Source organism: Novosphingobium sp. UBA1939 (assembly GCF_002336885.1).
GTDB lineage: Bacteria > Pseudomonadota > Alphaproteobacteria > Sphingomonadales > Sphingomonadaceae > Novosphingobium.
This window is the reverse complement of the sequence record NZ_DDFB01000008.1, coordinates 1-11782: the sequence shown is the minus strand read 5'-3', so window position 1 is coordinate 11782 and position 11782 is coordinate 1. Positions and strand designations below refer to the sequence as shown.

At 64.5% G+C, this 11782-nt stretch carries 12 protein-coding genes; 8 read left to right on the top strand and 4 right to left on the bottom strand.

What is annotated here, in order from left to right:
- A partial coding sequence (locus tag B3547_RS01085) for a carboxylesterase family protein (RefSeq protein ID WP_292959650.1) occupies positions 1–779 on the top strand: 779 nt, incomplete at its 5' end.
- A 104-nt stretch (positions 780–883) separates the two neighbouring features.
- Entirely contained in the window at positions 884–3919 is a 3036-nt protein-coding gene (locus tag B3547_RS01080) for a TonB-dependent receptor domain-containing protein (RefSeq protein WP_292959649.1), read from the top strand.
- Between the two features lie 168 nt (positions 3920–4087).
- On the opposite strand, the gene B3547_RS01075 is transcribed toward B3547_RS01080, so the two are convergent.
- Together B3547_RS01075 and B3547_RS01070 are read right to left on the bottom strand one after the other, a co-directional pair.
- Entirely contained in the window at positions 4088–4285 is a 198-nt protein-coding gene (locus B3547_RS01075; RefSeq protein ID WP_292959648.1) for a ferredoxin, read from the bottom strand.
- Between the two features lie 30 nt (positions 4286–4315).
- Complete coding sequence (locus B3547_RS01070; RefSeq protein ID WP_292959647.1) at positions 4316–5545, bottom strand: cytochrome P450; 1230 nt, start codon at positions 5543–5545, stop codon at positions 4316–4318.
- An 87-nt stretch (positions 5546–5632) separates the two neighbouring features.
- Between B3547_RS01070 and B3547_RS01065 the strand changes: the two genes are divergently transcribed.
- The 5 genes from B3547_RS01065 (at position 5633) to B3547_RS01045 (ending at position 9022) form a co-directional block, all read left to right on the top strand.
- Positions 5633–6163 (top strand): Zn-ribbon domain-containing OB-fold protein, encoded by a 531-nt coding sequence (locus B3547_RS01065; RefSeq protein ID WP_292959646.1) that lies wholly within the window; start codon positions 5633–5635, stop codon positions 6161–6163.
- Positions 6160–7356: a thiolase C-terminal domain-containing protein gene (locus B3547_RS01060; RefSeq protein WP_292959645.1), complete on the top strand. Its 1197-nt coding sequence runs from the start codon at positions 6160–6162 to the stop codon at positions 7354–7356. The genes B3547_RS01065 and B3547_RS01060 overlap by 4 nt, the downstream gene beginning before the upstream one ends.
- Complete coding sequence (locus B3547_RS01055) at positions 7356–7904, top strand: nuclear transport factor 2 family protein (protein WP_292959644.1); 549 nt, start codon at positions 7356–7358, stop codon at positions 7902–7904. The genes B3547_RS01060 and B3547_RS01055 overlap by 1 nt, the downstream gene beginning before the upstream one ends.
- Positions 7901–8659: an SDR family oxidoreductase gene (locus tag B3547_RS01050; RefSeq protein WP_292959643.1), complete on the top strand. Its 759-nt coding sequence runs from the start codon at positions 7901–7903 to the stop codon at positions 8657–8659. Before B3547_RS01055 ends, B3547_RS01050 begins: the two co-directional genes overlap by 4 nt.
- Positions 8660–8833: 174 nt before the next feature.
- Positions 8834–9022 carry a hypothetical protein gene (locus B3547_RS01045; RefSeq protein ID WP_292959642.1) on the top strand — a complete coding sequence of 63 codons (189 nt, stop codon included), beginning with the start codon at positions 8834–8836 and terminating at the stop codon, positions 9020–9022.
- Between the two features lie 123 nt (positions 9023–9145).
- Here the strand turns inward: B3547_RS01045 and B3547_RS01040 are convergent, their stop codons facing one another.
- Both B3547_RS01040 and B3547_RS01035 read right to left on the bottom strand, forming a co-directional pair.
- Positions 9146–9661: a hypothetical protein gene (locus B3547_RS01040; protein WP_292959641.1), complete on the bottom strand. Its 516-nt coding sequence runs from the start codon at positions 9659–9661 to the stop codon at positions 9146–9148.
- Between the two features lie 86 nt (positions 9662–9747).
- The gene (locus B3547_RS01035; RefSeq protein ID WP_292959640.1) at positions 9748–10716 is read right to left on the bottom strand and encodes a site-specific integrase; all 969 of its coding nucleotides are present in this window, start codon (positions 10714–10716) and stop codon (positions 9748–9750) included.
- Here B3547_RS01035 and B3547_RS01030 point away from each other — a divergent pair.
- The gene (locus tag B3547_RS01030; RefSeq protein WP_292959639.1) at positions 10715–11605 is read left to right on the top strand and encodes a hypothetical protein; all 891 of its coding nucleotides are present in this window, start codon (positions 10715–10717) and stop codon (positions 11603–11605) included. The two genes, B3547_RS01035 and B3547_RS01030, sit on opposite strands and share 2 nt — an antisense overlap.
- Positions 11606–11782 lie beyond the last annotated feature (177 nt).

Sequence of the window (11782 nt, the reverse complement as noted above, 5' to 3'; positions counted from 1 at the left end):
CCCGCGCCGAGGCGGAGGGGGCGGCCTTCGCCACCCGCGCCGGGGTGGCCGACACCGGTGCGGCCGGGCTCGCGGCGCTGCGTCGCCTGAGCATCGCGCAGGTGCTGGCCGCCGATCCGGGGCCGCCGGCGTTCGGCGCGATCGTCGACGGGCGGCTGGTGCCCGATGCGATCTCCGCGATCTTCGCACGCGGCGAGCAGGCGCATGTGCCGTTCATCGCCGGCTCGACCAGCAATGAGGCGAGCGTCTTCGGGTTGATGGGGTTCGATGCGGCGACGCTGAAACGGTTGTTCGGGATCGATCTCGACTCGTGGCGCCCGCGCTACGAAACCGCCGGCCCGCTGAGCGATGCGGAGCTGATTCGCCGCGTCCAGACCGATTTTATCTTCACCTCCGCGGCGCTCGGCATGGCGGCTTTGGCCTCTTATCGTGCGCCGGCGTGGAGTTATCATTTCGATTTCGTGCCCCCGGCGGAGCGGGCCTCCGTGCCGGGAGCGCCGCATTGCGCGGACATGCCCTATCTGTTCGGCACCGCCCGCGAAGACGATCCGCGAACCGCAGCAATGGCGCAGCATTGGCGCAGCATGTGGCTGAATTTCCTGCGATCGGGTGACCCGAACGGGCAGGGGCCGAGCGTCTGGCCGCGGACCCGGCCGGGCACGCATGAGACGCTGCTGGTGGAGGATCGGATGACGGTCGTGCACGGGATCCGGCCCGCCGCGATCGCGGCATGGCATGCACGATGGCAACAGGAATCCGGCGTTTCGATCCAGCCTTAATTCTGCATTGACAGGCAAGATTCGCAGTCCTACCAATTTTGCATTCGAGTCTACTTTAGCGCCGACCAATAATAACCGCGGCGCAATGATGGAGGGGTGCTGAGATGAAGGTTCGTGCCATTGCCACGCTCATGACGAGCAGCGCGCTGACGCTCGCCGTGCCTGCCCTCGCCGAAACCGCGCCGCCGGCCACAGCGCCGGCACCGGCAGCGACCCCAGCCGTGACAGCAGCGGACGCCACGGCGGATCAGGCGCAAGCCCAGACGCAGGATCAGACCCAGACGGCGCAGGCGTCGACCAGCACGTCGGGCGATGTCATCGTCACCGGCACGCGCATCGTCCGCGATGGCTATACCGCGCCGACCCCGGTGACGGTCGCCACCACCGACGATCTGCTCAAATCGACCCCGTCGGGTGTGTCCGACGCGCTCAACAAGCTGCCGCAATTCGCCAATTCGCTCAGCCCGAGCAAGGCGGCGTCGAACTTCTCGAACCTGCCGATCCACGGCAACATCCTCAACCTGCGCGGGCTCGGCACCACCGGCAACAACCCGAAGGGCCCGTTGCGCACGTTGATCCTGTTCGACGGGCTGCGTGTCTCGCCGACCGAATATGTCGGCACGATCGACACCAATGTCCTGCCGCAGCTGCTGATGCAGCGCGTCGACGTGGTGACCGGCGGCGCCTCGGCCGCCTGGGGGTCGGATGCGGTCGCCGGTGTCGTCAATTTCGTGCTCGACAAGAAGTTCACCGGACTGACCGGGGTGGCGCAGGCGGGCGTCGCGCAGCGCGGCTATGCCGGCAACCAGCGTATCGGTCTCGCGGGCGGCGCCAATTTCGCCGGCGACCGCGGGCACATCCTGCTGAGCGCCGAATATACCAACAATGACGGTATGAAGCGCGCCGATCGCGACTTCTCGAACAAGGGCTATAATTACGTCGGCTCGGTGGTCGGCGGGGGCACCCCCGGCACCGCGGCCAATCCCTATACGATCGGTACCGATGTGCGCATTTCGGCGCTGACCGGCAACGCCCGCATCACCGGATCGAGCGTCGCGGGCAATCCGCTGATCGGGCAGGTGGTCAATCCCGACGGTACGACGCGTCCATTCAACCTCGGCACCCCGGTCGGCACCGCCGGCTTCCAGTCGGGCGGGGACGGCTATGGCATCACGCAGCAGAATGCCGCGATCATCCCGGGAAAGACCTACAATGCCTTCGGTCGCCTGTCCTATGACGTGACCGACGGGATCAATGCCTATGTCCAGGGGCTGTTCAGCCGCAGCGACTATGTCTATCCGACGCAGACCAACGCGCTCGTTCCGCCGAGCCAGGCGGTCAATCTCTACAGCGGCAATCCGTATCTGACGCCCGCGATGCAGGCGACGCTGACCGGGGCGAACGATTATCTCACCGTTGGCCAATATGATGCCGGCCAGCCGCAGCCGGTGGCGCGCGAGCGGACCGATTATTGGATGGCCACCGCCGGGCTCGACGGCAATGCCGGCCGGTTCAAATGGACGTTGAACTACAGCCACGGCGAATCTGTCCACCACATGGCCACCTCGGGCCTGTACGACAACCAGCGGCTCTACGCCGCGACCGACGTCGTGCTGGTCAACGGCACGCCGACGTGCCGCGTGCTGACCGATCCGACGGTCGCGGCGCTATATACCGGCTGCCAGCCGCTCAATCTGCTTGCCGGCAATCCGGCCAAGGCGACCCCGGCGGGCTATGCCTATGCCACCGGCACCTCGCGCTATGATGCGACGATCAGGCAGGACTCCGTTACCGCGAGCATTTCGGGCAGCCTGTTCAACCTGCCGGCCGGGCCGGTCGATCTCGCTGCCGGTGTCGAATGGCGCAATCAGTCGCTCAACCTCACCAGCAATGCCGATCCGGCCAATCTGGATAGCGCGGCCAAGCGCGCCGCTTATTTTGCCGGCCTGCGCGGCGTTCCCGCCAGCACTTTGGCTTTCTGGCTGACCAACGTCGGTCAGGCGCGGGGCAGTTACAATGTGAAGGAAGGCTTCGCCGAACTGGCGGTGCCGCTGCTCAAGGATACGCCGTTCTTCCAGGAGTTGAGCCTCAACGGCGCGGTGCGCGTTACCGATTATTCGACGTCGGGCACCGTCACGACGTGGAAGGCCGGGGGCACCTGGAAGCCGGTGCACGACATCCTGTTCCGCGCGACTTATTCGCGTGACATCCGCGCGCCCAATCTGTTCGAATTGTACAGCGGCGCGCAGTCAGGCATCGGCATCGTCGACGACAAGAAGAATGCCGCCGGCACGATCGGATCGGGGATCAACCAGAACGTCTCGTCGGTTACCTCGGGCAACCTCAATCTGAAGCCTGAACGGGCCAAGACGTTGACGGTCGGCACGGTGCTGACGCCCAGCTTCCTGCCGGGCTTCAGCATGTCGATCGACTATTATTCGATCAAGATCGAGTCGCTGATCGACCAGCTTTCGGCGCAGCAGATCATCGACAATTGCACCAACAGCGGTGGCACCGGGCCGGAATGCGCGCTGATCACGCGCAGTTCGCCGACCGCCTTCCCGACGCTCGTGCGGATTGCGCCGGCCAACATCGCCTTCCTCAAGACGGCCGGGATCGACTTCGACGCCAGCTATCGCACGCGGGTGGGGACTGACGGCGCACTGTCGCTGCGGCTCTACGCCAATTATCTCGATAAGTTCGATACGCAGCAATATGCCGGCGCGCCGACGCTGCATTATGCCGGGGTCAATGTGGTTGGGTCCAACCCGGCGGGCTATCCGCGTTGGCGCGGCTCACTCACCGCGGATTACAGCACCGATCGTTTCGGCATCACGATCTCCGAGCAGATGATCGGATCGATGCGGCTCGATATCCCCGGCGCGCTGCCCAACGGCGCCCGCGTCGCCTTCGTCAACGATCATGTCCCTGCGGTTTTCTACACCGATCTCACGCTACGGGCGAAGGTCGATGTCGGCGCCGGCAAACAATTCGAGCCGTTCCTGACGATCAACAATCTGTTCGACAAGGATCCGCCGCTGATCCCGGGCACGGTCCCGGGCGTCAATCTGCCGACCGATATCGCGATCTACGATTTCGTCGGCCGCGCCTTCACCGCGGGCGTGCGCTTCAAGTTCTGACGCGCACCCTGAGGGGCGAACATCGGAGGGGGCGGGGCTGCGGCTCCGCCCCTTTTCTTTGTTGTCCATCACCACCGTCACCCCGGCTCAAGGCCTGAGAGACGGGGCACAAAAAAACCGGCGGGAGCGCGCTCCCGCCGGCAGTCTGAGGAGATCTTGCGCCGTCGCTTATTCTTCGAGCGTCAGCGCCCGCTCCGGGCAGGCGCGCACCCCGCGCCGCGCCTTGAGCTGCTTGTCGGGTTCGTCGGGCACGTCGATCACCTGCGTCGGCAGATAGCCCTCGTCGTTAAGGTCGAACATTTCCGGGTCTTGTGCCCAGCAACGGGCATTGCCCTGGCATTTGGCGCCATCCACGATCACGCGCATCGCTCTTTTCCCTTCCTATTCCGCCCGGCGTCAGTCCCACGCCAGCATCAGATCCTCGACCCCGAAAACGAACCCGCCATAGACGGTCGGCAAATGCCCCTCCTTGAAGCGGAAGGTGGGAATCCGCGCGAGCCATTCCTCCAGCCCGATCACCACTTCGCGCCGCGCCAGATGCGAGCCGAGGCAACGGTGTGGGCCGTAAGCGAAGGCGACGTGACGATTGTCCTCGCGCGCGAAGTCGATCTTCTCCGGGTTGGCGAATTCGGCCGGATCGCGGTTCGCGGTCATCGAGGGGCAGGCGATCAGGTCGCCGGCCTTGATCAGCGCCCCGGCCACGTCGACATCGCGCGTCGCGCGGCGGATCGGGGTGACGGTGGGGAAGGCGCGCAGCATTTCCTCCGCGGCGAGCAGGATGCGGCCCGGCTCGGCGCGCAGCATTTCCTGCTCGGCGCGATGCTGCGCGAGATATAGCAGATCGAAGCCGATCGCCGCCGCCACCGTGTCGAGCCCGGCGACGAACAACAGCACGCTCATCGCCTTGACCTCCTCCGGGGTCATCCGCCGCCCGTCGATCTCGGCCTGCGTGACGAAGGTCATGAAATCGTCGGCCGGCTCGCGGCGGCGCAGCGCTTGGAGATCGTCGAGGAAGGCGACGACGATCTTGGCCGCCGCGGTGCGCTGCGCCGGCGTGCCGTGGAGCAGATCGTTCGCCCAGCCGACGAATTCGTGCAGCCGCTCATGCCCGATGCCGAGAAACTGCAGGAAGATGCTGACCGCGAAGGGGAAGGCGAAATTGTGCATCGCCTCGCAGCTATTGCCCTTGGCCTTGATCCCTTCGATCAGTTCGATCGCGCGCTGGCGGACGATTGGTTCGAGGTTCACCACACGGCGGGGCGAGAGCAAGGGGTTGAGCAGTGAGCGCCACTTGCCATGTTCCGGCGGGTCGATCTCGAGCGGGATCAGCGGCCAGGTCTCGCCGAGCGCAGAGGAGAAGATGTTGCGGTTGCTGGAAAAGGTCACCCCGTCCTGCAGCACGCGGCGCTGATCCTCGGCACGCACCACGATCCACGCGCCCTCGCCGTTGCGCGTCATGTTGAGCGAATAGAAGATCGGCGGCCCGTCGAGCAGCCGCGCGATCGCGGTGTGCGGATCGCCGAGCGGTTGCGGCATCATCGACGGGTCGTCCATCAGGTTGAACCCGCCGACCAGTTCGGGCGGCACATGGACTGGGCGAATTGGGGCGGCAGCAGCAGCTTGCATGGGACCAGGCCTCATCCTCTCAATTTTGCATTTGAGTGAAAAATATGACCTTGCGCCAGACCCGTCAACGACATTCGCCAAATTTCGGTGAAGCGCTTGCAACGGGCGACGAATACAGGCACACAAGTCGGTGAAAATTGCACTGGTGTGATATATCGGTGCCAGAAAGAGAGGTTGAGCGTGACCGCGGAGAGCGAAGCCGTGCTGCGACCGTTGCCGCTCGGCGACGAAGTGAGCGCGCCATTCTGGGAGGCCGCAAAGGCCGGGCGACTCGATATCCAGCGCTGCCGCGCATGCGGCCATTGGAACCACGCGCCGGGGCTGGCCTGTCCCGCCTGCGGCAGCGAAGATCTCGGCTATGAAACCGTATCGGGGAAGGCGACGCTGTTCACCTGGTGCGTGCTGCGTGAGGCGCCGGCGCCGGGGTTTCGCGATATGCTGCCGCTGATCGTCGCGATCGTCGAACTGGCGGAGCAGCCACATCTGTTGCTCTCGACCAATATCGTCGGCGCGCGCGAGGAAGACTTGCAGCTTGGCCTGCCGCTGGAGGTGACGTTCGAAACGGTGACCGGGGATTGCGCCTTGCCGCAATTCCGCCCGGTGCGGGAGCAGGCATGATGTGGGCGTTCAGGGACAAGATCGCGGTCGCCGGGGTCGGCTATAGCCCGCTGACGCGGCGTTCCGAACGGTCGCTCGCCAGCCTGGCGGTGGAGGCGGTGGACGCGGCGCTCGGCGATGCGGGCGTCGATCGCCGTGTGCTCGACGGGCTGACCACCTCGCCGTCGATGCCGCGCTACGGCGGGGCGAAGGGGACGGTCGAGGGGGTCGATGTCGTCACCCCCTGGGCGCTCGGCGAGCGGCTCGGTATCCACACCCATACGCGCTGGACCGGGTCAACCAACGGCATGGTCACCCAGGCCTTCATGGAAGCCGCGATGGCGATCGCCAGCGGGGTATGCAGCCATGTCATCGTCTATCGCGCGCTGCATGTGCCGCCGGGCAGCTATATCAACTACGAGAACCGCTTTGCGGTCGGCCCCGAGCAATGGCTCGCGCCGTTCGGTTTCAGCGGGCCGCCGTCCTGGGCGGCGAGCGTGGTCAAACGCTATTTCGAGATGTTCGGCTATTCGCGCGACGATTTCACGCGCTACATCGTCGACAATCGGGCCAATACCTGCCGCAATCCGCATGGCTTCTGGCGCGGCAAGCCGCTCGTCGCGGATGATTATCGCAACGCGCGGATGATCGCCGATCCGATGTCGATCCTCGATTGCGACATCCCCGTCGACGGTTGCGTCGCGCTGCTGCTGACCTCGACCGAGCGCGCACGCGATCTGAAGCAGAAGCCGGCATTGCTGACCGGCTTTTCCGCCGGCACCCATTCGCCGCCGACCGGCGTGCCGATGACGCTCGACGATATCTGGATCGGATGCGAACAGGTCGCGACGCGCTTGTGGGAAGCGACCGGCATGGCGCCGCACGATTTCGATACTGCGCAATTGTACGACGGGTTCGCGCCGTTCGTTTATCTGTGGCTCGAAGGGCTGGGCATCGTGCCGCGCGGCGAGGGGCTGGCGTTCCTGCGCGACGGGCACGGTAGCCTTGGCGGCAAGCTGCCGGTCAATACCGGCGGCGGCGCGCTGGGCGAGGGGCGGCTTCACGGCATGACCCAGCTTGCCGAGGCGGTGATCCAGGTCACCGATCGCGGCGGCGAGCGGCAGGTGCCCGGCGCGCGGCGCGCGATCGCGACGATCTCCAACGGGCTGACCAAGGCCACCGCCTTCGCGATCAGCCGCGACGAGGGGCAATAATGCCGCTCACCGACCTTGCGGAGCGTCTCCACCGGATCGAGGCGACGCTGGCGGTGACCGCGCTGATCCACGCCGGCGCGCGCGCCAATGATCGCAAGGATATCGCGGCGATGCGGCAATGCTATTGGCCCGAGGCGACCACCGCGCACGGCGGCTATAACGGCCCGTCGGACGGCTTCATCGATTATGCGCTGCCGATCATCGCGCGCTGCCTCCACGCCGCGCATCATATCTCGAACGTGTCGGTCGAGGTGCGCGGCGATCGTGCGCTGGCGGAGAGTTATTATCTCGCGCATCATCGCCGCAAAGCGGCGGACGGCGAGGGCGAGGAAGATGCCTTTTTCGAGGGGCGCTACATCGATCTGTGCGAATGCCGCGACGGGGTGTGGAAGATCCTGCACCGCCGCGGTCTTGCCGATTTCTCGACCGTGATGCCGGCCACGACGCGCCACGCCGACTGGCCGGCGCAAACGCATAGCGTGCCGTGGCCGGACGACGATTATTATCGGCTGGTCGCGGCATTCCGCGGCGAGGCGGGCGACGCATGACCGGCGGGCGGCTCGAGGGAAAGGTCGCGATCGTCACTGGCGCGGCGATGGGGCTCGGCGCGGCGATCGCCACCTTGTTCGCGGAAGAAGGCGCGCATGTCGTGCTCACCGATGTCGCGACGGAGGCAGGCGAGGCTGTCGCGGCCGGGCTCGCGCGGCCGGGGTTGTTCGTGCGTCATGACGTCTCCTCGCCCGAGCAATGGGATGCGGTCGGCCGCGCGGCGCTCGAGCGGTTCGGGCGGATCGACGTGCTGGTCAACAATGCCGGCGTCCTGATCCCCGGCTCGATCGAGGATGCCGATTTCGCCGACTGGCGGCGGATTCAGGCGGTCAATGCCGATGGCGTGTTCCTCGGTTGCCAGATGGCGGTGCGTGCGATGAAGGCAAGCGGCGGCGGGTCGATCGTCAATATCGCCTCGGTCGGCTCGCATAGCGGCGAGGCTTATGCCGCGGCTTATTGCGCGTCGAAAGGCGCGGTGCGCTCGCTGACCAAATCGATCGCGGTGCATTGCCAGAATCAGGGCTATGGCATCCGCTGCAACTCGATCCATCCGGGGACGATCGACACCCCGATGGTATGGAATGCGCGGCAGACTATGGGCTTGCCGCCCGCAAGCCCGGGCGCGGGCGATCCGCGCCAATTCGCCTATGCCGCGCTCTATCTCGCCTCGGACGAGGCGCTGCTGGTCAATGGCGCCGAGCTGCTGGTCGATGCCGCGCGCACCGTGACGCCGCCGTCGCCGCGCGCAAGCTGAAGGGAAATGGTGCCGGCTACAGGGATCGGCCGAACCTATGAAAAATGGCCAATTTTCAAAGCTATTTAACGCCACCCCTCTAAAGTTTGGACTATCATCTTGTACCTATCTGGGCGCTGTGTCACAAGCGCCGCAACGGCCCGCGGCGGGCTCGTGTACACCGGGGGGGTTCTGATGAAGTTTGGGAAGATCACTGCGGCATCGGCAATCGAGCCGGCGGCACCGGCGATCGCGTTGGAGGACGGCACGGCCCACTATATGGGCGATGGGATGTTCGTCCTTCTTCAGCGTGACGACCAGAACCGGCCGCAGTCGGTTGCGGTCTCCCGGCGGGACCTAGAGGCCCTTCTCGCCGTCGCATAGGGTCGCCGGAGCGCTTCAAGACAGCAACGGGCCGGGCGGGGTGACCTTCCGGCCCTTTTGCACGCCTGGGGCCTGTCCGCATCGCATCCCGCGTGAATGGCCCAAAGTAGTGGAAAGCCGCCGTTAACGTGGCGCGTTTCCATATTTATCTCGCCTAATCCACTCGTTGTACCCAGGCCAGAAATCTAGAGAGCTTTCACGTAAAAGCCTTAGATGGTCAGCGGCGCCCGACATGGCTGTCGCGAGATCGTGGACATCGGACGGCAGGCTTAGAACACGCGAATGGATCGCGTCGAACCAGGGTTTCAAATTGGGCAGATCGGTTTCATCTACCACTGCGACCGGCCGCATAAATTGCCGCTCGTTTGTCATATAATAACACAATCCGCTTATCGGGCGATCATGGCCACGGGCCAACAGCCACTCACGGAGGTTTGGCAGATCGATGCCAAAAACGCCAAGTAGCTCGCACCCCCACGAGCGACGAATGGCATGTGGGCCGAAATAGCGAATAATGTCCCCCGATCCGATCGCATAAACTTTCGTCTGAGCGCCCTGAATTTTATGCTTGCGATACCCCCTCTCAAGCATAGCGGCATCCACGATCCGTCTGAACTCTGCTATCGTTACCCCAGCCATCTCAACAAGATGCCGTAAGAGATAGAAGCAAGCAATGTTTCCGTGGGGCGCTTGCAATCCGTCTGGCGCCGGGTGGGCGCTTACCTTCAGGCGGACGGCGGCAGCTTCAGGCCCTGCAGTTTCCGCGCCAGTTCGATCGGCCGCAGGTGGAGATATCGCATCAGCATGGCGATGGTCTTGTGCCCGGATATCAGGGCGACCTCTGGGGCGCTCAACCCCATCTCAAAGAGCCTAGAGACGCCTTCATGCCGCAGATCGTGGAAGCGAAGGTCACGGATGTTCGCCGCAAGGCAAGCCCGGTCCCACGCCCACCGGAGAGCGCTCTCGTCGATCGGAAACGCCTCCTCCGCTGTCGCCTCTAGGCCCTCCAGGACCTCCACGGCGCCGTCAGGGAGCGGAACGGTCCGCGGATCGCCGTTCTTGGTCTGGGGGAGGTACACCATGCGCATGGCGAGGTTTACGTCCCGCCATTTGATGCGAAGTATCTCGCCGCGCCTCATCGCCGTATGGACGGCAAACCGGACCACCGCGAGGGCCACGGGATGATGGGATAGCTCCCGCTCCAGCCTCTCCAGTTCCCCCGGCATCAAGCGCCGATCGCGTCCTTTGCTCGGGGGCGGCAGGGTTACCATTGCGGCGTGATTCTTCGGGATATCGAAACCCCACTCTCGGCGGGCAACATCAAGGGACCGGCGGATGATCGATAGCTCGATACGGACGGTCGACGGCTCAACGCATTGCAGCCGGGCATTGCGGTACTGGCTGATCGCCTTGGAATGTAAGTCATGCAACAGGATGCCGCCCAGCGACGATTGGGCGATCTTGGTGATCTTATAGGCCTCTGCCTTCGCGCCGCGCTTCAGTGAGGAAACCTCCCGGCCATAGCGGAGCACGAGGTCCCCTAGGGTCGTGTTCAGGAGCGTTTCTTCATCGACGGTCTGCGGGGCGTAGCGGATAGTCGAGGGGCTCCTAGACGAGCTGGTCTTTCCCGAGCCTATCAAGCGCCTGAAACCGTCCACGACAACGAAGCGCCGGACAGCATTGCGGGCGCTCATGGCGGACTTGTTGAGGCTGGAGGCCCGTGGGGTCGTTGGGTATCACGGCACGTCCCCTAAGGATTTCCCAAGCCGGGTCCTCGGGTTTGGCTACGACGTCTTCCAGCCGATGAAGGACGCGATGGTTACCGCGGGCTTCCTTGCCTTCGCCCCTGGCCGTCAGCGGCTCGTTAGCTTCACCAACGTCGCGACCGGGGCCAAAGGGCCAGTCGTCCAGAGCGGCGGTTATCAAGCCCGCTTCAAGCTGACTGCGAAGGCGCTGGAGGAGGTGAAGGCGGCGGGAATTTCCCTGGACGCCTGGAAGGACCATTGGAGTCCTCCAGAGCCGTTGCAGAGCGCGGCCGTTCCGCTGGGTCGTGTTGGGCCGCTCGTGGAACTTCGGGCCACCAAAGAGCGCCGCGAGGGCGTTATGCGGAAGGGAGAAAACCTCCCTGTGGACATGAGCCTGCCCCAGCTCCAGCCGATCCTTGGCGACCTTCAGGCCCACAACGATTTTCTGGCGGGGATCGGGGTGACTGGTGCCGATTTCATCGGCCTTCGGCGCATCTTCAATAACGGTGACGAGCCGGGCTACGCTTGGAACCGGGGAGGCCGATTTTACTCGCTCCGAACTAAAGGCATGGGCAAGGCCTATGAGTCCTACACGGGCGAGCAGCGCCGCCGCCGGATAAAGCTAGGTGGGGAAGCCGTAGGCGAAGTGGACATGAGGGCCTCACAGCTCCGACTCCTCTACGCGCTTCTGGACGAACCCCTTCCCACCGGCCGCGCCGATGATCTCTACGCCTTGAAGGGTGTCAGCAGGGATGCGGCTACGTGTATGAAATGTTCCCGCGTGATGTTGCCAAGCCGCCGTCCGCTTATGGCACGGTATCGCTCAACACACCTATGAGCTGCCCTTTTCATATAAAGAGTTCCGGTCCATCGTGGGGGCAGCCATTTGGAGGGCAGGCGTGAAGATCAAGGATGGGGCACCGGAAGACCTTTGTGAGGTGGTATTCGATAGCCGCGATCCAATTCCATTATCGGAACTAGCTGATAGCTTCGTAAGCGGTGTTTTTAGGCCACG